Annotated in this window: 17 protein-coding genes; 9 read left to right on the top strand and 8 right to left on the bottom strand. The window is 35.6% G+C overall.

The genetic code is table 11. From position 1 onward, the window contains the following. Positions 1–22: 22 nt before the first annotated feature. The 6 genes from HND50_18010 (at position 23) to HND50_17985 (ending at position 6,796) form a co-directional block, all read left to right on the top strand. Positions 23–1,048, top strand: coding sequence for a GNAT family N-acetyltransferase (locus tag HND50_18010; protein NOG47142.1), 1,026 nt, complete (start codon positions 23–25; stop codon positions 1,046–1,048). A gap of 22 nt (positions 1,049–1,070) precedes the next feature. Next, the gene (locus HND50_18005; protein NOG47141.1) at positions 1,071–2,195 is read left to right on the top strand and encodes a glycosyltransferase; all 1,125 of its coding nucleotides are present in this window, start codon (positions 1,071–1,073) and stop codon (positions 2,193–2,195) included. Then, the gene (locus HND50_18000) at positions 2,179–3,450 is read left to right on the top strand and encodes an oligosaccharide flippase family protein (protein ID NOG47140.1); all 1,272 of its coding nucleotides are present in this window, start codon (positions 2,179–2,181) and stop codon (positions 3,448–3,450) included. Before HND50_18005 ends, HND50_18000 begins: the two co-directional genes overlap by 17 nt. Next, positions 3,443–3,988 carry an acyltransferase gene (locus tag HND50_17995; protein NOG47139.1) on the top strand — a complete coding sequence of 182 codons (546 nt, stop codon included), beginning with the start codon at positions 3,443–3,445 and terminating at the stop codon, positions 3,986–3,988. The genes HND50_18000 and HND50_17995 overlap by 8 nt, the downstream gene beginning before the upstream one ends. 214 nt (positions 3,989–4,202) lie before the next feature. Then, positions 4,203–6,347 carry a T9SS type A sorting domain-containing protein gene (locus HND50_17990; GenBank protein NOG47138.1) on the top strand — a complete coding sequence of 715 codons (2,145 nt, stop codon included), beginning with the start codon at positions 4,203–4,205 and terminating at the stop codon, positions 6,345–6,347. A 50-nt stretch (positions 6,348–6,397) separates the two neighbouring features. Next, positions 6,398–6,796, top strand: coding sequence for a hypothetical protein (locus HND50_17985; protein ID NOG47137.1), 399 nt, complete (start codon positions 6,398–6,400; stop codon positions 6,794–6,796). Between the two features lie 9 nt (positions 6,797–6,805). Here HND50_17985 and HND50_17980 read toward each other — a convergent pair whose 3' ends face one another. The 8 genes from HND50_17980 to HND50_17945 form a co-directional block, all read right to left on the bottom strand. Further along, a complete protein-coding gene (locus HND50_17980; protein NOG47136.1) occupies positions 6,806–8,161 on the bottom strand; it encodes a sigma-54-dependent Fis family transcriptional regulator in 1,356 nt (451 codons plus the stop codon). An 88-nt stretch (positions 8,162–8,249) separates the two neighbouring features. Further along, on the bottom strand, positions 8,250–9,845 hold the full coding sequence (locus tag HND50_17975; GenBank protein NOG47135.1) for a HAMP domain-containing protein: 1,596 nt from the start codon (positions 9,843–9,845) through the stop codon (positions 8,250–8,252). Positions 9,846–9,959: 114 nt separating this feature from the next. Then, entirely contained in the window at positions 9,960–11,015 is a 1,056-nt protein-coding gene (locus HND50_17970; GenBank protein NOG47134.1) for a PDZ domain-containing protein, read from the bottom strand. A 194-nt stretch (positions 11,016–11,209) separates the two neighbouring features. After that, positions 11,210–12,673, bottom strand: coding sequence for an ABC transporter permease subunit (locus tag HND50_17965; protein NOG47133.1), 1,464 nt, complete (start codon positions 12,671–12,673; stop codon positions 11,210–11,212). A 31-nt stretch (positions 12,674–12,704) separates the two neighbouring features. Next, the gene (locus HND50_17960; GenBank protein NOG47132.1) at positions 12,705–14,108 is read right to left on the bottom strand and encodes an ABC transporter permease; all 1,404 of its coding nucleotides are present in this window, start codon (positions 14,106–14,108) and stop codon (positions 12,705–12,707) included. 181 nt (positions 14,109–14,289) lie between these two features. Beyond that, complete coding sequence (locus tag HND50_17955) at positions 14,290–15,024, bottom strand: ABC transporter ATP-binding protein (GenBank protein ID NOG47131.1); 735 nt, start codon at positions 15,022–15,024, stop codon at positions 14,290–14,292. 130 nt (positions 15,025–15,154) lie between these two features. Continuing rightward, on the bottom strand, positions 15,155–16,684 hold the full coding sequence (locus HND50_17950) for a hypothetical protein (protein ID NOG47130.1): 1,530 nt from the start codon (positions 16,682–16,684) through the stop codon (positions 15,155–15,157). After that, entirely contained in the window at positions 16,653–17,186 is a 534-nt protein-coding gene (locus HND50_17945; GenBank protein NOG47129.1) for a PDZ domain-containing protein, read from the bottom strand. The genes HND50_17950 and HND50_17945 overlap by 32 nt, the downstream gene beginning before the upstream one ends. A gap of 273 nt (positions 17,187–17,459) precedes the next feature. Between HND50_17945 and HND50_17940 the strand changes: the two genes are divergently transcribed. The 3 genes from HND50_17940 (at position 17,460) to HND50_17930 (ending at position 20,971) form a co-directional block, all read left to right on the top strand. Continuing rightward, positions 17,460–19,280, top strand: coding sequence for a HAMP domain-containing histidine kinase (locus HND50_17940; protein NOG47128.1), 1,821 nt, complete (start codon positions 17,460–17,462; stop codon positions 19,278–19,280). A 7-nt stretch (positions 19,281–19,287) separates the two neighbouring features. Further along, complete coding sequence (locus HND50_17935) at positions 19,288–19,971, top strand: response regulator transcription factor (protein ID NOG47127.1); 684 nt, start codon at positions 19,288–19,290, stop codon at positions 19,969–19,971. A gap of 64 nt (positions 19,972–20,035) precedes the next feature. Continuing rightward, positions 20,036–20,971 carry a TIGR01212 family radical SAM protein gene (locus HND50_17930; GenBank protein NOG47126.1) on the top strand — a complete coding sequence of 312 codons (936 nt, stop codon included), beginning with the start codon at positions 20,036–20,038 and terminating at the stop codon, positions 20,969–20,971. Positions 20,972–21,089: the final 118 nt, after the last annotated feature.

Genomic DNA, 21,089 nt, shown 5'->3' with positions numbered 1-21,089 from the left:
TTCACAGGTTCCACCATTATCCATGACTAATTCAAAATATAATCTTCAAATTCTGGACGAGAAAGAGTATCCTTCCTGGGACACTTTTGTAGAATTATCTCCACAAGGGACATTATTCCATACAACACAATGGGCAAGGATAATTGAGCACGTTTTTAAGCGATCTTTTGAAATTCTGGTCTTAAACAAAAATGATCACATATGTGCTGGAATCCTTTATTGGCCAAAAAAAGTGATGTTTCTTAATGCTATCACAAATATCCCAAATACAACATATCAGGGAATAATTTTTCAACAACCCATTTCAACCAAATCGTCTACAGTAAATGCAGAATACCAACAACAAGTAGAAATTATTTTAAATAAACTTACAAGTGAATTTCACCTGATTGACATACCCTTGTCACCCGGGATTGTTGATATTCGCCCTTTTGAATGGGCAGGCTTTAAGGCAAAAACATCATACACATATACTTTTCCTATTATTGATTTTGAAATGCTAAAAAAGCAATTCAGCCAGGATCTTAGAAGGAAAATAAAAAAAATATTAAATAGTGAAAATGTGTTTAAGGAATCAACCGAAACTAAGCTGGTTGCACAATTTGTAATGGATAGCTATAAAAAACACAACACGTCTCCTGCAATTTCCCAACCCCTTCTGAAAGCGTTTATGGATAATTGCATTGAAAATAAAATCGGACGATTATTTTATCAACATTCAAATGGGAAACCGGTTGCAGGTATTTTCATCTTATCAGACAACAAAACTATTTATGCACTTTTTTCTGGAATTTCAAAAACAGCAAGGAATGAAATAAATAGCGAATTACTGCATACTTTTATATTAATCCAACCTGAGTTTATTGGAAAGAATTTTGATTTCCTTGGTGCTAATACACAATATTTCGAGCAATTTAAAAGAAGCTTTGGCGGCAACCTTGGGCCATATTTTAAAGTAAATTATACCCGTAATCTAACAATCAAGCCAATCTTTTTATCACGCTTAATTATTCATAAGGCTAAAAGAAAGTTAAAGTCATTTTATTAAGCTGCATTGTTTTAATCCAAATATGAAAAATATATTCTTCATCTCAATAGATCCTCTTATACATAGAAGACGCGTAATAAACCAGATTGAGACAGCAAAAAATATGGGTTGGAATGTAAGCGCTATTAGCGTCGGACCACATATTCAAGATAAGGCCGGGTTTCCTGTTTTTTATATTAACCGGCCATTTAAAAAGGGACCTTTAAAGTTTCTGCATTTTAATTTAAAAACCTTCAATATTTTAAAAAAAGAAAAAGTAGATATAATTCATGCCAGAGGATTGTGGGTACTGCCGTCCATTTTGGTTTTTCGATTTTTTAAAAAATTCAAACTTATCTATGATGCGCATGAATTTTTTGCCGGGCATGAGTTGTTCCAAAATCATTTGTGGCGAAGGTTAACCTGGTTAAAGTTAGAAAAAGCAGCCGTCTCAAAAATAGATTCTTTCATTACCGTTTCCGAACCCCTTGGTGAGTTTTATAAAAAGCTATATCCAAATATAAAAAGGCTTGACATAATTCGCAGTTTACCTAAACAACATATCACAAAAATTGAAAAAAAAGTTGATGATAAAAAAATAAAAGAAATTGTCTTCCACGGCTATTTTTTACCTGGAAGAGGATTAATTCAGCTTATTCAGGCCACTTCAAAAATTGAAAATCCAGAATTCCATTTAACACTTATTGGTGAAGGGATTCTTGAAAACGAGCTAAAAAAAGAAATAAATAAAAACAATATGAGTGATAAAATATCTATTGAACCAATGGTTGAAAGTGGAAAACTTTTGAATAAAATAGAAACAAAAGACCTGGGTATTGCTTTAATTGAAGCTGATTCGATCAATAGAAAATATGCTCTTCCAAATAAATTCTTTGAATATATTCAGGCAGGAATACCAGTTCTGGCAAGTAATATACCAACGCTAATGGAATATGTTGAAAAATACCAGGTGGGATTAACAGCAAATCCAAATTCTATTGATGACATTGCAGAAAAACTCCAAACAATGCTATCAGATTCTAATTTATTTACAAAATTTAGTGCGAATTGCTTTAAGGCTTCAAAAGAACTTTGCTGGGAAAATGAATCAAAGAAACTTAAAAACATATATTATGAGATTTCAAACCCAAGTGACAGAAAAGATTAAAAGCCTTTTTAACAACGGTTTTCTAAAAAATATCTTTGTGTTATTAAAAGGCGTTACAATTTCTCAATTGATCTCCCTGGCATCGCTTCCAATTATCACCCGATATTTTACGCCTACCGAGTTTGGTTATATTGCAGTTTATTTAGGCATTGCAAAAGTATTGGCAACTATTTCTACCGGTCGATATGAATTGGCCATTATGCTGCCAAAAAACAATTCTAATGCAATGATTGTGTCTGTTATCAGTGCAATTTTTGTAATGATAACTGCCATAATCTCTACAATAATTGTTTTATTATTTAGTGAACCAATAGCCGGTTTTTTTAATATAAATGATGTGACCTATCTTTTATATTTTTTACCATTAAGTATTATTTTTTTTGGATTAAACCAGACAGCGTATCATTGGTCCAGTCGCAACAAAAATTTTAGTTATTTGGCCAATACACGTGTTATTCAAAGCTCTTCAACATCATTGCTAAATATACTTTTCGGGTTTTTAAATTTTGGAACTCCTGGATTGTTAAGCGGTAATTTAAGCGGACAATTCTTCTCTTCATTTTATCTGGTAAAAAAATGGATTAAAGATATTCAATCTGTAAAAGAGGATATAACAAAAAAAGTGCTTTTAAAAGAATTGATTGATTATAAGAATTTCCCATACTTTTCCATGCCGATGGGCTTCCTTAATTCAATTTCAGGGAATTTACTGATTTATGTTTTTAGCATATTTTTCTCTGCAAAATTAGTTGGATTTTACTCACACGCTTTTCGCGTTTTAAATTATCCACTAAATTTTATAACATCATCTTTTACATCCGTATTTTACCAAAGACTAAATGTTACAAATAATAAACTGAAACTATATACATATTCGTATTTCAGCAGCTTGATTATTTCTACCGTAATTTTAATACCAGTCATTTTTTGGGGTGATTTATTATTTGCTTTTGTTTTTGGAGTTGAATGGACAGAAGCAGGAAAAATTGCCGGGATTATCACACCGTTGGCCATAACAAGTTTTGCTATGCGCAATGTCAGCGATGTATTTTCTGCAACCAGAAAAAATGAAATACTTCTTGGCTGGCAATCTTTTTATTTGGTAAGCGGTTTATTTGTTATCTTTTTATTTAAAGATCAAAGTATTAATTTGTTGTTACATTTTTTCACCTTTGTTGGATCGGTGCTGTACACTGTTTTGGCTTATGTTGGCTATAGAATTTTAAAAAACAATTCCGGTAAAAATAATGATTAAGAAAATATTAACACCCTTTTTTTTATTTTTCATAAAACGCGCTTATAAAAATTTTCCACATGAAAAATATGCTCCACGGATTTTGTTTAGATACGCCCTTCGCCAAAAGTTTTTTGGACCTAATAAAAAAGTGCCCTGGCCTGTACATCATACCAGCCAGATTATAGACTTTGAAAAAATTGATAATGGTACACGTGCACCGGGAATGGGCAAGAATTGTTATCTGGATGCCCGCAATGGAATTATTTTAGGGGAAAATGTCTGGACTGGCCCCAATATTTCAATTATAAGCATGAACCATGATAATCAAGATTACAAAAAATACATAAAATCCGATCCTGTAAGAATTGGAAAAAACTCCTGGCTTGCTGCTAATTGTATTATCTTGCCCAGCGTAGAACTTGGCGAACATACCATCGTTGCGGCAGGGGCGGTTGTAACAAAATCTTTTCCAAACGATAACCAGGTAATCGCTGGTAACCCGGCGAAAATTGTAAAAAAGCTTGGGCCATACAACGAACAGAACTCAACTACCTAATCAGGTAGTCCAACAGTGACTTGCTATTCAAGTGAACGCTCCAAAATCTTCACACACCTACCTACGAATATTATTCATAGTGCACGAATTATATTCTTATTAGATATAAATCTTAAGCTTACTTATCGATTAAAAACCCCTTTCAAATCTGGTATAAATTTTGTATATATCATTATATAAAACCGTTAAACCTAAATTGGTGAAGGAGAATAAAATGATCACAAACAGACCTATACTGACGGTATTGTTTTTTTTAATATTAACGGCAACATTTTCGACCGCTTCAAACTACCTGCGAGTACAGGATCCCCAGTCATGGTGGAAGTATGGTAAAGGGACGATTGAAGAAGCAGTCATTTCAGTAAAGCCAAGAGGATTATATATGGAGTGTGGCCTTTATTTAACTCTTTCCGGAAAAGGCTTAGGGTATTCATCAGCAGATACTCTTGAAATTCAATATTATTTTGATCTTCCTGAGGAGGCCATTGTACATGATTCCTGGCTTTGGGTAGAAGATGAAATTATAAGAGGAAAATTACTGGATAAATGGACAGCTGCATCGATCTATGAAGATATAGTAAAACGTCGGCGTGATCCTTCTATTTTATTTAAAAATAGTAAAACGCAATACGAATTAAGAATTTTCCCAATGGCAGGCAATGAATCAAGAAAAGTAAAAATTACATTCTTACTACCCACAAACTGGAACGCAAATTCAGTTTCATGCACCCTACCGGTAAATATGCTAAATGTATCAAGATATCCAATATCAACTTTCAATATCTTAAGTTGGGTAAATGGAGAGTGGAAAAACCCAAAAATTTCTGAATTTCCGGATAACAAATTTCGACCATATGATAGTGAAGAATTTGGAAATTATCTTAGGGCTGACATCCCTGTTGAATCCACCCAATCAAGTTTAAACTATACAATTGATACCCCTTTTGATAATGGTATTTACCTTAATAAATATTCCGGAGAACACGAAAACTATTACCAGCTTGCATTATTGCCATCACAAATTGCTGAATTAGGTACTGCTTCAAAAAAAGTGGCTTTTTTATTTGATCATCAATCTTCAAAAACAGACATTAAAGCAAATGACTTATTACTTAATGTTAAAGAAGTTTTATATTCAAATTTTACATCGCAGGACTCTTTTAACCTATTTTTTACCAATCTAGATATAGAACGTGTCAGTAACCATTGGGTTTCAGCAGATTCTATAACAATAGAAACGGTTTTTTCAAATCTGGAAGATGATATCATTTCGAACTACAGCAGCCTGCCTGCATTATTATCTAACGGAATTGATTTTGTTCAAAACAATGGTAATGATGGAAGTTTATTTCTTCTTTCTTCTTCTGAACAGTTTGGAGAAAGTTCTGTGGCTAACGATTTGATCGATGATTTATTGGCAAAAATGAATCCTACCCTTCCAATCCATGTAACAGATTATGCAAATTGGTCAATAGGATACAATTGGATTGGTGGGCGGTATTATCGCGGAAATGAGTATTTTTATACAAACATCACTCGATTAACATCTGCTAATTATAAAACAACTCGTACCGGACAATCCCTGTCAGAGCTACTTTTAGAACTTTCGCAATCTCTTGGTGGTTTTATGACTTCTTTTGATCTGCATACAAGTCTTGAAAATGGTTTCTGTTATGGTAGGTTTGATTTTCATCCGAATCAAACAATCTATTTAAACAAGCCGATTTTGCAGGTTGGTAAATATAATGGTGAACTTCCTTTTAAAATTGACATTGCAGGAGAATTTAATAACATACCTTTCTCCAGTAAAGTTACTATTAATGAGACGGATATATTCAATACTGATAGTTTAAACGAAGAAATTTGGTCAGGTAAATATATTCACTCACTCGAAAAAGAAGAGCAGACAAACGATATTGTTGGTGAAATTGTTGCTAAAAGTTTAGAAGAGCGTGTTTTATCTTTATATACGGCCTTTTTATGTCTTGAGCCATCCAGAGGTGGTGAAGTCTGTTATGATTGTTTAGATGAATCAAGTTTAATCACAGATTTATATGAGTCCCAAGATGTAAACAGTGATTCATTAATAAATGTTTACCCCAACCCGTTTAATAATCAGACTAAAATTCAAATCAACTTGCAAAAATTTAATGACCTCAAGAATATTTCAATAAAGATATATAATATTACAGGCCAGGTAGTAAAGGACTTTAATTCTGAAATAAATACATCTGGAAAATTAAATATTACTTGGGATGGTAAAAATAACCTTGGTAGCTCAGTTTCAAGTGGAACATATTTCCTTATCGCAAACAATGGGCAACTAAAAATTGTTAGAAAACTTCTTATGATAAAATAAATATCAATTAAACATGATATCAGACATTATTTAAAACGGAGGAAAGAAAAATGTTAAAACAAATGGTTTTATTTGTCGCCACTTTTTTCTTGTTAAACAGTAGTGGTTGTGGAGAAAATTCTGTAACAGGTTCCGCCGATGTTCGGCTTATAAAAAACATTGAATTTACAATTACAGATAAAATTAACAGGGGAAATGAATTATATGTAAAAGGAATTGTAAAAAATAAAAACAAATCCACCGTCAGGCCGCTTTGGTATGTTGAAGGTGATTTTTATTCAGACAATTCCTTTACGTTAAAGTTAGGTGGGGATAATACCAGCATCAATTACTCTCTTGCTAAAAATGAAACAACTATTTTTGAATTAAGGTTCTCTTCTTCAAAATATAATGAATCCGATTATCCAAATTTTGCAGTTAAAAATTTAAGGGCCTTTCACGAAGAATAATATCTAAAATTATCTGAAATCATTTTTATGCATATTAAATTTTTTCATGCGGTATTGAAGAGTTTTATAAGATATACCCAAAGCTTCCGATGCCTTTTTGATTGAGCCATTGCTCTCAATTAACGCATCACTGATCAGCTTATATTCAATATCTGTCAAAGAGCCGTTGGAATCTATTTCCTTTACATTATTGTTTTGCGGTTTCGTTGACGGCAGCATTAAGTCATCTGCCAGGATTGGATTATGGTCTGTAAGAATAATTGTCTTCTCAATAATATTTTCCAATTCTCGCACATTCCCCGGGAAAGGATATTTCTCAAGTTTGTTCAATGCATCCGGGGATAGCGCCGGGATCTCTTTTTTATATTGATCAGCATATTTTTCCAGGAAATGCCGAACCAGCAATGGAATATCCTGGAATCGATCTTTAAGTGACGGCAAAGCAATCGAAAAAACATTTAACCGGTGATACAAATCAGAGCGGAATTTCTTCTCATTAATCAATTCTTCAAGGTTTTCATTTGAGGCCGCAATTACCCGTACATCTAAATCTATAGATTGATTTGACCCAAGTTTCTGCACCTTTTTTTCCTGAAGAACTCGTAACAACCGAATTTGCAAATCAAGACGCATGGTACCGATTTCATCTAAAAAAATCGTCCCGCCTTGTGCCTGCTCAAATTTACCCATGTAGGTTTTGGCAGCACCTGTAAAAGCACCTTTTTCATGTCCAAACAATTCACTCTCTATTAGGGTTTCCGGGATCGCGCCGCAATTAAGCGCTACAAAAGGGCCTTCTTTTCTGTTGCCATTATAGTGAACAGCCCGGGCCACCAATTCTTTGCCCGTGCCACTTTTCCCAGTAATTAAAACAGTGGCATCAACCTTAGCAACCCGCTCAATCATGCTAAATATTTGCCTCATCTCAGGGCTTTGGCCAATTATGCTTGCATATTGATAGCGATTGGATATTTCATTTTTTAATCGTGCATTTTCTTTAAGCAATTTTACTTTCTCAGCAGCACGGTCAACAACCTGTAATAGGTCGTCTTTTTTAAACGGCTTTGTTAAATAATCATACGCTCCAATTTTAATGGCATTAACGGCACCAGGAATTGTACCAAATGCTGTCATAATAATAACCTGTGTATCCTGGTCAGAATTATGAATATGCTTCAATACATCCAACCCATCCTTCCCTGGCATTTTTAAATCTGTTAATACAATGGCATATTGATTAGCCCCAAACTTACGTAAAGCAACTTCTCCATTTTCAGCCAAATCTGTTTTATAGCCGGCGTCTTTTAAAATATCTGCCAAAATATTACGCTGGGCTTGTTCGTCATCTACAATGAGTATGTGCATGTTATAACTTGAATTATTGAATTAGTGAGTTCATTGCTTACTGCTACTGTCTTTTCCCTCATCCCGTTACCCTTGCTCACGGCTTACACTATTGAACTACTTTTTTTCTTTGATCTTTAATCCTGATTCTTACTACCGTCCCTTTATTCTCTTCACTTTCAATCGAAAGCTCTCCACCATGTTCCTTTACAATTTTATGTGCAGTCGGTAAACCAAGCCCTGTTCCGGCACTTTTTGTGGTGTAAAAAAGGTCAAATATGTTTTCCAGATCTTTCTTCGGTATTCCAATACCTGAATCTTTAATAACAATTGTACCGCTTGCAGAATCTGTTGAAATATCAACAGTACCACCTTTTTGCATAGCCTGAATTGCATTGATAATTACATTCATCAATACAGTTTTAAAGCGCTCCGTATCAAGATTAATTATGCACTCTTTGCTATAGTTTTTGCTAACCTTAATTTTACTGTTGGAAATTTCACGCTCATATAAATTCAATATTTCATCCAGCAAATTATTTACATTCGCTTCTTTTTTGTTCAGGTTTTCACTTCGCAAATAGCTTAAAAAGTTGTTGACTGTTTTATCCAGCCGCCTGATTTCTTTTTGGATCGTTCGGATATAACCGGATGCCTGTTCCTCTTTCTCGGAAATGAACTTATCATTTAGGTGCTCTATTGTAAGGTTAATTGCGTTTAAAGGATTTTTTATTTCATGTGCTACTCCGGCTGCCAATTGTCCAAGAGAAGCCAACCGTTCCTGGCGATGCATAATAGCTTCTTTGTCTTTATTTTTCCTTAACTCCTTAACCATGTGGTTAAAAGATGTTGATAATTCGCCAATTTCATCTTTTGATTTTGATTTAACAGTAACATCCAAATCTCCCTGGACTACCTTATCAAATGAGTTATACAAAGATTTAATCGGCTTCAGGAACTTGCCGGCAATGACTGCAATTGCAAGAAGTGAAAGCCCGAAAAGGCTCAGGGTAATTAGTAGATTGCGGTCACGAATATCATCAAGAACTGAACTAAAAACCTCGGTGTTGTAATTATATCTAAGACGCTGAGGGGCATTAGATGTAGAGACGAGTGTTGGAAACTCAAACGATAAGATATGATCTCTTTCGGCCTTGGGTTTGAGGCCTATTGCTTTTGTCCATTTATTTTTGGATTGCACAGAAACACCACTAGCCGGCTTTGGGGTATTAAGGTTTATATCAATCACTTCTAACTTAAGCCTGTTGGAATCGACCTGAAGCACATGCATTTTGTCATCTTCAGAAAACAGGAACTCATAAGATTGCGCACCGTCAATAATGGTGGTGCCTGATCTGCCTTTTTTCTTTGAAATCCATTTCTCAATTCTTGGGTTTGCTTTATCTGAACTAGAAACAATTACTTCATTTTCTTCAATATCATGCCAAAACTCATTAGGGTGGCCGTTTGGTGCTTTAACCTTCCAATGATTGCTATCATTTAACCCGAAACCAATTGCTTCATTTTCGAATCGCTCAACAAGTATTTTTTCTGTTGTTGTATTTATTGATTTTGTTAAGCGGTTTAGTTCCGATAAAATATCTTCATGAGCCTGGTTTGTAAAATAGAACTGAATGCTCAAAACTGAAGCCATCAGAACCGATACAATCAAAATAAATTTTACTGTAATACTTTGTAATTTCATCTTAATCCAAGGATTTTAAAACTCATTTGTTTAGCATGATAAAAAGTAAACTTGTTTTCAACAAATAAAAAAAGGTCTCCCATTAAGGAGACCTTTTAGATTTATCAAAATTCATCAGATTATGTAAATATTCATTGATTGCTTCCCGATACCAAATTTCTTCATCATAAAAGGCTTGCCTTTGGTTTTTACATTAAAACGGGGAGAATGAACGCCGTGATCATCATCTTCAAAAATGAACATATTGCTACCTTTTCCGCCAATAAAATCCACTCTATGTTTTTTCTTGGCTAATTTAGCATCTACATTTTTCTTAGATCCTTTTCGTACAAAACTAATTTCTACTTCTTCATCCGGGTTATAAAAACTAATTGTACGTGTCAGGTCTGAATAGTCTTCAATTTTGCGATTTTCAATAAAAGTGATGACATCACCAGCTTTTAATCCGGCTTTTTCTGCCGGAGAATCTTCAACGATTTCCTTTACAAGCACACCATGCTCAACTTCAAAATACTCCAACATTTGCTCAGAGATATTATCTGTAACCACACCCAGGAAACCACCTTTATTACTACCACTTTCGCTAATTGAAATAGCATGTGGAGCACCAGGAACTCCGGCAAATTCTTTTACAATTACGTTGTGATCACCATCTTTTTCTTCAACCCATACCAGGCTTTCATGGTCTCCGTCTTCTTCAGTCGTTGTCCAGCTCCAACTTTGGCCATCGCTCTCACCCTTAATTTTAAGATCAACATGTTTTTCATCATCATCTGGTTTTATAGTTGCTTTAATGCTTTTCTTCGAGCCATCCCTAATCACAGTCATTGATACATTTTTTTCACCTTCAATAGCCTCTACAATGTCATTTAATTCTTTTGCATCTTCAATTTTTTCACCTTCAAATTCAACCACAACATCATTATCTTTAAAACCTGCTTCTTCAGCATTACTATCTTCTAAAACATGTAAAACCTTAGCACCGATCTCACTTTTTAATTCCTTTTTATCTTCATCATTTAAATTAGAAATCACAAGTCCAAGTGTTATTCCATTACCTACTTTTTGAATTATGATTTCCTTTTCAGATCTTTTTTGTCCTGCTGCTGTGCAATTAATAATCCACAAACCCATAACAGCTAAAATTAAAAGTGGTCTAAATTTACGCATAATAAAATCTCCTTATGTAATATATAATGTTTGTCTGATTAATCTACTCTGCCTATATAGACAATTCCCATGCCAAACGGTCAAAGCCTATTTTTTTGCAGTTTTTCAAATCAAACAAAAACAAAAACCCCATATGAGGTAAAAAACTAACCCCAAATGAGGTAAAATATAATAAAACCTATTTTAATTAATTACTATCTTACATCATATCTTACAAAAGCCAAAAATGAGGCACCCAATGTTAATAAAATCATTGTACTTAAAATTCCAAAATCAATAATTGTCTGGCTTAAAACAGTTGCCATTCTGCGTGGAAGATTTACAAAACGGGGCATGTCACTGGTATCAAGCGTTTTTTTCATATCAGCCATTTTTATTGACATACCACTTTCTGAATCCATTGTAATTCGAATACCGCCGCTATCTCCACTTTCTTTGGCTTTCTTATTTGTAAAATCTGTAAAGGATTCTTTGTAAGTGTCCAGATCTTTTTCATACCGGTTTTTTAGATGGACGTCTGTGCCGGCCAAATTCATAGCCGAAAGCATAAAAGTTGCCGCGGGCGAAATCCGTGCCAGGTTAAATCCCAGGTTTTCCTGCTCGCTTTTTTGATTAACCATTTTTTCCTTCGCCCTGCGGCTGTATTCGGATATTTCTTTTTGCATGGCATTTCTGGCATTGTCATCTTCTTCCATCCATTGCCACATTTTTTCATCTTTATAAGCTTGCCTTTCTTCTGCGCTCAACCCATCAGTTTCCAGGTTGCGTTCCTTCCAAACATCCTTCAGATAGTCTTCGTGCTTTTGCCATTGCTGGTTTGCAAATTGTTCAATCTGGCTTTCAATTTCACTTTGGGAAATCGTTGGTACTATTTGCCCCGCAGCCATTGTACCAATACGCGGTACAATTAATACGGCTACTACCCAGAAAACAAGCAAAAACAAAAAGGATGATGATGAGTTGCGTGTTAAGGCCGAAATCAATAATCCGATGCCGATAAAAAAAGTATAGTACAATAATCCCATTACAATTAACAGAGATAGCCTTGCTGCCATTGGCTGAATAGGAATGTTATAAACCATTAGTAATAATAAACCAATTAAAAGCGGAATTGATAATGGTACAATCAGACCGAGCCAGGCGCCGCTAAATTTAGCAAACAAATACTTCCAGCGTGGGATGGCGTTTGCCAAAACAAGTTTTAATGTGCCATCCTCGCGTTCGCCATTTATCGAATCGTACGTAAAGAGTATTGCGAGCAAAGATAAAACCACCTGAATAATAAAAACCAGGTCAATGGATCTGAATACGGCAAAAACGGGATCGTCGGAATACATGCTTTTGCGCAACTTCACAGGATCATATTCGCTGATATTTGAGAAACGGCCAATATCGTTACTGACACCAGAAACAAAAATCTGCATAGGATTTGGCTCACGGAAAATTTGTGTATTGGCACCTCCCCAATGCGTGCGCTCACTTAATTGTTGTGCCGCCATTTTATTCCCGGTTTCAAACTGGACCTGTTTTATATTGTATTCTTGTATTCCAATAAACAGACTTAAAAGAATCAAAATTGAAGTCATTAAAAATGTAACAGAAAATTTTGGGCTTAGCAGTATATTTTTAAACTCTTTGATGGTTAATATTTTTATCATTATAACTCCGGGTATTTATTCTTTTATTAGTTTAGCGAACATCAAAGCGCGAAAAAGCCCATACCGATGACGCAAATCCTACTAAAATAAAACTAATCAACAATCCAAAATCGATCGCTGCTTTTGACATATCTTCTGACAATGAGGATTTTTTAAATTGATAAACCGGCAACTCAGAGGGATCAATCGGCTCAGGTTCTTCTTCACCAACCATGCGCATAACGATTCCGCCACCTGGTAACGGACCACCAGTATGTTGCTTTAAAAATCCCGCATATGTTTCCTGATACCTTTTCGCTTCCTCTCTGTACCTGTTCTTCAGATCAATATTGGTGCCTGCCAATTGCATTGCAGCCAATGCAAACTCTGTTACCGGAGACAAGCGCCCAACCCAAAAAGCAGTGGACTCCTGAATAACCTGCCGGTTTTGACGCTCCTGATTTAATCGTTGGCTGTATTCTGCCATTTTCGTATTTCGTTCGTCCGATATTTCAGCCATAAATTTTTGAAAGTCTTCCATCATTTTGGACATGTCCTGAGTGTCCGGTTTATAGTTGTTCATCTTTTTTCTGTCTTCCTGCCAAAGCTGTGATTGGAACGCGGCTTTTTGATAAGCCACCTCATCCACGGAAGGGACATCAACTGCCCGTCCGGAAATTAGTACCGAACTGCGTGGCCAGATGAGAACAAAAAATATCCATATAACAATCATATATAAAAAAGACCAGGATGATTTTTTGGTTAAAGCTGAAAAAAGGATGGATAAAACCAGGAAAAAAACAAAAAGTAAAATTCCCGCAAAATTTATAAATGCCAAACGCAGCCAACTCTCTGCTTCCATAGGGATGCCCATAAAAATAAGCAGAAGCGAACCTATAGATAAGGGTAGTAAAACCGGAATCGCAATTGCAGAAATAGCTCCTATCATTTTACCTAAAACAAAAGTATCCTTAGGTATCGAATTGGCAAAAACCAGTTTCAAAGTCCCACTTTCTTTTTCGCCATTTATCATGTTATAGCCAAACATTATGGCAAACAGGGAAAAGATAATTACAAACAAAAACCGCAAATCCAGGAACCGGAAAGTTGCAAAAAGCGGATCCTCCATATAACGGCTGTCATCACTAACCAGTTCGCCAACTCCAAACATTTCTGTATTGCGGCCAATATCATTATCAATTCCATTTACCAAAGTATAAAGTGGATCAGGCGGTAAATAAATATGATGCTTTATTTGAAGCCAATCGGTTATTCCCTGCATTTGGCGAGTGTTCTCTGCAAGTCCGGCCTCATATCTACGCTGCTGAAGCTCGTAATTTTTGCCGCTTACATAAAAAACCATAATTGTCAAAAATGATATTATGGCAAAAGTCCAGGCAAATTTGCTAGAGCTGATAATATCCTTTAATTCTTTAAAAATGATAAGTTTTAACATTGTTATTCCTTGGTTTGAGAAAATAGATTATGACAATCTGCTATCGAAATAACCACCTCATACTCATGCCCATTATCTTGATCTTGCTCGTTTTCTTTTTTAAGACTTACAGTGAAAAAAAATTAAACTTCATAGCGAGTATGATAAAGAGTAAGATTATGAGAACCGATTACCCGAAGTCTCAAGCATTCATATATCCGGCCATGTGTTCTACATAAAGCTGCTGCAGATCCGCATTTTTAAGCTCTTCTTTGTTGCGCTCCATAACAAGTTTACCATTGTTAAGAATACCAATCGTGTCAGCTATTTCTTTGGCCCGGAAAATATCATGTGTTGACATTAAAATTGCTTTGCCTTCGGATTTTAAATCTTCAAGCAGACGGATGAATTCAAACCCGGCCTTAGGGTCCAAACCTGATGTCGGCTCGTCCAGAATAATAACCGCTGCATCTTTCAATATAGCGATTGCAATACCGCTTTTTTGGCGCATCCCTTTTGAGAATGTTGATAGCTTGCGATCGAATGCTTCATCCTGAAGACCAACGCGTCTTAATACATTTTCATAATCCGTTCGGGAATAGTTATTTTTTCCTGCAAGCCTGGAGAAAAAATCAAGATTTTGTATGGCAGTAAAATTTGAATACAGCATTACATTTTCTGAAACATAAGCGATATTTGCCTTGGCTTTCAATGGCTCATCGCTACAGTTAATACCATCAACCAAAGCATCACCTGCCGAAGGTTCAATAAAATTCAGGAAGATATTTATTGTTGTTGTTTTGCCGGCCCCGTTGCCACCAAGCATAGCATAGATTGAGCCTGCCTCCACTTTGAAAGAAACATTGTCCAGAGCTTTGGTGCCGTCTTCATAAATTTTGCCCAAGTCTCGTGCTTCCAGTTTTAATTCATTTTCCATTATTTCTCCTTGTTTTTTCGTTCGCTTTCTTGCTGTCATTCTGAGCAGAGCGAAGAATCCTCTTGCTTTAGGAGATCCTTCTCTCCACTGTGTTTCGTTCAGGATGACAGTTGATTCAGCCCATATTTACTTATCTGCGGGTTAATCTTATTCCAAAAATGACCATTCCGGCAATCACAACAACAATTAAAAAAACCAAAGACAATGTACCCAAAATATTTGCTTCAGTGGCAATTTCAATTGTAAGGTTTTTATCCTCACCATCAACCGGCTGGTCATCCGAAAGTGAACGGGTACGGACTCTAATTTCATACCGGCCGGGTGAAATATCTTCCGGTGGCAGAAAGGTCAGCTTAACAACTTGTTCTTCGCCAATTTCCAAAAACGGGATTACCTGCGGCTCAATACTTTTACGCCAGCTAAATGGCAAATCCGTTTCAATCTGAACATTATTGAGCGGCCTTGAACCCTCGTTTGTAATTTCAATTGTTGCTTCCACAGCTTTACTGCCGGTTGAATTAAAGAAAAGCTGTTGCGCTCGAACCAACAATTTGCCAATTCCTCTCGGATTAATTTCCAGTTTGGAAAACCCGATATTTAGCTTCAACAATTCTTCAGCCGTCCAAATTTTATCCCGCTTACTTAAAAAATCTCCTTTAAAATTACGTGGAACTGCCACAACGTAAAATGCAAGAGACGTATCAATTTTTACATTTTCAGTTGGCCGCTCCGGCAAAAAAACTTTTAATTGTGCAGATCGGGAATTACTTCGCTCAGAAAATTTTATCTGGCTTAACCGTGCATTGGTTGTGGCATCCTGAAAATAGCGATTAATTGAACGTGGCAGGTTTACAACTTCCAGGCGAAACGTATTTTCCAATCCGGAGAAAAGCTCCAGGTTTAAATCAAATGTCGCTGAACCACCCAGTTCCACTTCTTGCGCAAATTGCATGCTTTGAAAAATAACCCGGTTGGCGCTATTATCTTTTTGCAGATATATTTTGGGGCTGCGCTGTTTTCCATTGCTAAAAACAATATTGACGGTAACCATGTCCACATCCTGCAGAAGTTCAAAATCGATTTTTTGTGGGTAGCCATATTTTAATTTTTCAATTTTAAATTCATAAGGCTGGCTAATTATAGCGCCATCATTATTTAGCAGCGATACGTAAATATCATTAACAACATCGGGCTGCAAGGCTCTAAACAAAGCATCTTCAACCTCCACCAGCTTTTCAAATTCCGCTCCACCCGAAGTATTTCTCAAAGTTAAAGCAACCCGCTTGCTGCCATCGGTTTTTTGATATTTTACAGCTTTATCAACACTCACATACTGGTCTTCAAAAATCACAGCTAAAAGTGATTGTTGATAATTTACCTCAGCATCCGATCTTCTCTGTTTTGCCTGGATAAGTTCCTGTTCAGCAACAAAACCTTCATTAAAAAGTTTTTCTACACGTTTAAAATCCGTGTCAGCCATTTCAAAAGCTGCTTTGGCCCTTTTTAAACCAAGCATACGATATTCATCATCACGCTGGTTGAAATTAGTACTGCTTTGCGCAAAACTTATAGATTGCAAAAAACCGAGAAAGATTATTAAACAGGCAATGCTTTTCCTGCTGATTGAATTAGTCATCTTTTTTATCAACTTCTTTTCCATTGATTTCTGTTTTTACTTTGCCATCGGGACCAACAGTTTTACGCATTATTTTCATACCGCCACCATTTTTTTCCATTTCTGCTGCTTCTTCCGGAGTAAGTGTTTTAGTCTGTATTTTCATTTTGGGTAAGTCTTCAGGATCGGCTTTTGCAAATGAAACAAGCTGATTCTCATCACCGCGTTTGACAGCCATTTTTAGCTTATCCCCAACAGCTAATTCGTTGTACATATTTTTCAACTGTTTCACTGATTTGATTTTTTTGCCATTGGCCATAAAAATCTGATCATTGTTTTCGAGATCAATATCTTTATAATCTGCCGGACGCATATGTGCCATGGTGGCAATTACCACAATTTTCTTATCCTGCTCCACAATCACCGCCGATAGTTCCGGCAAATTAAAAACGTCTCCAGTAGCCTTAATCATCATTTGTGCTGATAAGTTTTGAACAAAAACAAATAGTAAAACCGAAATAATAAATGATTTAATTGATAAACGCATGACTCTCTCCTTCTTGGTTAATAAGTTTTCAATTGACAATTAATAATGCCCTTCGTCTTCGCTCAGGATGAAGTGTTTTTGCTTATAAGGATCAAAATCGTATACTGCATGGTGAGCGGAAACCAAACATGAATTGAATAATTTTTCTGATAATACTTTGCTTAAGCCATGCGGGTTGTTAAGAGGATGAAAAAGAATTGTTAAGAATGTAAAATTTTTTCGGATTGTTTGTAAACAGATGCGGTTTCTGTAAAGTTTTATTAGATTGCTGCCATGATGAAAATTATTTCAAAATTTCGACAGAAAAATATTGTGGCCAAACGAGGGTTTGTTAATTCCGGCAATAAAGGAATCATGTTTGCTGTTTTTATCCTTGGTTCAATGCTTATTGCCCTGGCAATTTTACAATATCATTGGCTGGACCAGCTTGGCGAGGGTGAAAAAGTACGCTTAAAAAACAATCTTAAAATAAGTGCCCAACGTTTTGCAGAAGATTTTGACGAGGAGTTAACAAAAATTTATAATTCATTTAGTGAAGCTAAATCGCACGCTGATCTTAATTTTTCCAACTTACAAGGTGCTTTTGAAAGAGCGAATAAAATATTATCAAACCCTGCTTTAATTGATAAGGCATTTCTAATAGAAATTGAAAACAGTAATAAGTTTATTATTAAGCAGCAAATCCCAAAACAAATTACTGCTGATGTCCATTTCCCTAAAGAGTTGATAGAAATTAAAGAACAACTGACAAAAGACTCTTTTTCATTTTTACAATCTTTAATTTCACTAAGCCATGCACCAATTTTGGATAAAAAAAATGCATTAATAATAATCAATTTAACACCAATCACATTTATTAATCTTGATGAAGAGAGAAATACTTCTTTTATTGTTATTACGCTAAACCGTTCTGAGCTTATCGGATTTCTTGATTCTTTGAATGAAAAATATTTTTATGCCGATAGCATGGCCGTTTATAACACAGCTATAATCAAGGCAGATTCCAACAAAACAACATTCTACAAATCGGACTCCTCCAAATCAGATGATTATTATTTATCTAACTCTGATGAATCTGTTGAAATAGCAAAATGGCGCACAAGTCACCTTATGGTTGCTACCGCCAAAATTGGCATTATTGATAGCATCCAACACGATCATCCATTGAATATTGATCTGAAAAAAAAGGAATATTGGTCTGTTCAGGTAGACACACTAGAAAAAGAAGAATCGTTCCGTTTTATGATGTCCAAGATAATACCCTGGAGATTATATATAAAAAACATCTCAGGAAATATTGACAACCTAATTCGTGAATCCCGTTTAAGAAACCTGGTTATTAGTTATTTAATTATTGTGATTTTAGGAATCAGTGTAGGTTTTGTCTTTTATACATCTCACAAAGCCAAAAAAATTGCACGTGGCCAGATTGAATTTGTTGCGGGTTTAACGCATGAATTGCGCACACCTTTAGCTTCTATCCGTTCAGCAGCCGAAAACCTAAAAGATGGTATTTTGGATTCGGCCGAGCAACAAAAAAAATATGGCAGACTTATCTATAAAGAAAATCTGCGGCTTTCAAATATGATTGAGCAAACGCTCCAATTTGCCGGCATTAGCAATGGCTCACATGAAAATATTGAGGTGATTAATCTTTCAAAATTAACCAATGACATTATCCGCGAATTAGACCCGGCTAGTAACCGGTCAATCAAACTCAACATAGCTGAAACAATAAATATTAAATTTAATAAAAATGCACTGACTATAATCGTCCGTAATTTAATTTCGAATGCACTTAAATACAGCAAAGATCCTGAGGATATACTTGTCCATGTAGCTCTAAAAAAGCCGGATGGAAGTTTCACTTTTGAAATAACAGACCATGGAAGTGGAATAGATGAATCTGATCTTGCTCATATATTTGATCCATTTTATCGTGGAAATTTTGCCAAAGAAAATCAAATCGCAGGTTCAGGAATCGGTTTGAGCCTGGTTAAAAAAATTGTTGATGAGCATGATGGCCAAATCAATGTTTCCAGTACACCTGGAAAAGGAAGCATTTTTTCCATAAAAATCCCTTTGCAGGATTAACAGAATTATGCATAATATTTTGATAATAGAAGACGAGCCCGGCTTACAAATTACTCTGCAAGACCGGCTTGTATCAGAAAATTATAAAACAGCATTTGCTGTGGATGGAAATGAAGGCTATCAGAAAGCATTGCAAAATAATTTTGATTTAATAATTCTTGATGTAATGTTACCCGGCAAAAATGGATTTGATGTCTGCCGCGATTTGAGAAATAAAAATATTGAAACACCAATTTTGATGTTGACAGCACGTGGAGAACTTCCAGATAAAATTGTAGGCTTAAAACTTGGCGCAGATGACTATCTCACAAAGCCCTTTGAAATGCTGGAACTATTGGCACGAGTTGAAGCCTTACTGCGCCGGGGACAAAAACCGGTTTCTGTAAATAGCGATGGCTATACATTTGGCTCAATAAAAGTAAATCTAAAAAGTGCAGAAATATTTAAAAACGGTCATCCCGTTGAATTATCTGCACAGGAATTCCGCTTGTTAAAATTTTTTATTGAAAACAGAAATGAAATCCTGTCCCGCGAATATTTATTAAAGAATGTTTGGGAATATGAAGAAGCTCCAACAACACGTACCGTAGATGTGCATATTGCCTGGCTTAGGCAAAAGTTGGAAGTAAAAGCCAAACACCCGCAATTTTTTGTAACAGTCCATAGCCTCGGTTATAAGTTTCTTGGTTAATTATTGATTTCCTATTACAGAACCCCGAAATTGCCACTTCATTTTTAGTGCCTGCGGAGAGATTTTGATAAACATAAAACAAAATTGGAACAACCACCGTTTTTATCCCATTAGTCAGTATTATCAAAAAATATTTAAAGAAAAGGTATACAAAGTTTCAGTAAGTGTTGCAGAAACTTGCCCAAACCGACAAAATTTAAAAATGGATACTACCTGTATTTTCTGTGATGAATGGGGTTCTGCGGCCTATCATCTGGATCGCGATAAATCTTTGATTGACCAAATTAAAACCAATCGTGATAAAATACGAAAACGCTATAGGGCCAAAAAATTTCTTGTCTATTTTCAGTCCTACACAAATACTTTTGACCGCGTAACCAATCTTGAAAAGCGTTTTAAAATTGCTTTGGAGCAGGAAGATATTGTTGGGTTAGTTTTGGGCACTCGGCCTGATTGTCTGCCAAAAAGATTGATGCCTATGCTGAGGGAATTAAAAGAAAAAACATTTATCCAAATTGAGCTTGGGGTACAAAGCTTTGATGATAAACAAATGCATTTTCTAAAACGTGGCCATTCTGCAGAATGCTCTGTTGATGCGATAAAAAAAGTGTATGCTGAAACGGGTCTTAAAAGTGGAGTTCATTTAATGTTTGGTTTGCCCGATGAAAGTGATGAGCAGTTGATTGAAACCGCAATTTTGATTAACTCTCTTCCTGTGGACACGGTTAAATTACATAACTTGCATGTATTGGTTAATACGCCTTTGGCTGATTTGTATCACCAGAATAAATTTGCACCTGTTTCTCTGGAAGAGTATGCCCGCCGGGTAGTTTTATTTTTACGGCACCTTTCACCGGATGTGGCTGTTAATAGGTTAACCGCTGTTGCGAACCGATGGGATGAACTTGTTGCTCCAGCCTGGGCGAAAGAAAAAATGCGTCCTGTTCAATATATTGAAGACCAAATGGCTTTGCAAGATGTGTTACAGGGGGCGACTTGAATCAAATTAAATGTAACCCTGGCCATTTCAAAAAGTAGTCGTTGACTCATAATTTATGTAACCCAAAACTGGAGTCTAAAATTATGAGTGGTCATTCTAAAAAAGAATACCTGAAAAA

The sequence above is a fragment of the Calditrichota bacterium genome, from assembly GCA_013112635.1.
Classification (GTDB): domain Bacteria; phylum Calditrichota; class Calditrichia; order Calditrichales; family J004; genus JABFGF01.
The sequence above is the reverse complement of the archived record's forward strand: the minus strand, read 5'-3'. Positions and strand labels throughout refer to the sequence as shown.

Coding starts and splice junctions, on each gene's coding strand:
- HND50_18010 (NOG47142.1), top strand. CDS start 23: ATGACTAATTCAAAATATAATCTTCAAATTCTGGACGAGAAAGAGTAT.
- HND50_18005 (NOG47141.1), top strand. CDS start 1,071: ATGAAAAATATATTCTTCATCTCAATAGATCCTCTTATACATAGAAGA.
- HND50_17995 (NOG47139.1), top strand. CDS start 3,443: ATGATTAAGAAAATATTAACACCCTTTTTTTTATTTTTCATAAAACGC.
- HND50_17990 (NOG47138.1), top strand. CDS start 4,203: ATGATCACAAACAGACCTATACTGACGGTATTGTTTTTTTTAATATTA.
- HND50_17985 (NOG47137.1), top strand. CDS start 6,398: ATGTTAAAACAAATGGTTTTATTTGTCGCCACTTTTTTCTTGTTAAAC.
- HND50_17980 (NOG47136.1), bottom strand. CDS start 8,161: ATGCACATACTCATTGTAGATGACGAACAAGCCCAGCGTAATATTTTG.
- HND50_17975 (NOG47135.1), bottom strand. CDS start 9,845: ATGAAATTACAAAGTATTACAGTAAAATTTATTTTGATTGTATCGGTT.
- HND50_17970 (NOG47134.1), bottom strand. CDS start 11,015: ATGCGTAAATTTAGACCACTTTTAATTTTAGCTGTTATGGGTTTGTGG.
- HND50_17965 (NOG47133.1), bottom strand. CDS start 12,673: ATGATAAAAATATTAACCATCAAAGAGTTTAAAAATATACTGCTAAGC.
- HND50_17960 (NOG47132.1), bottom strand. CDS start 14,108: ATGTTAAAACTTATCATTTTTAAAGAATTAAAGGATATTATCAGCTCT.
- HND50_17955 (NOG47131.1), bottom strand. CDS start 15,024: ATGGAAAATGAATTAAAACTGGAAGCACGAGACTTGGGCAAAATTTAT.
- HND50_17950 (NOG47130.1), bottom strand. CDS start 16,684: ATGGAAAAGAAGTTGATAAAAAAGATGACTAATTCAATCAGCAGGAAA.
- HND50_17945 (NOG47129.1), bottom strand. CDS start 17,186: ATGCGTTTATCAATTAAATCATTTATTATTTCGGTTTTACTATTTGTT.
- HND50_17940 (NOG47128.1), top strand. CDS start 17,460: ATGATGAAAATTATTTCAAAATTTCGACAGAAAAATATTGTGGCCAAA.
- HND50_17935 (NOG47127.1), top strand. CDS start 19,288: ATGCATAATATTTTGATAATAGAAGACGAGCCCGGCTTACAAATTACT.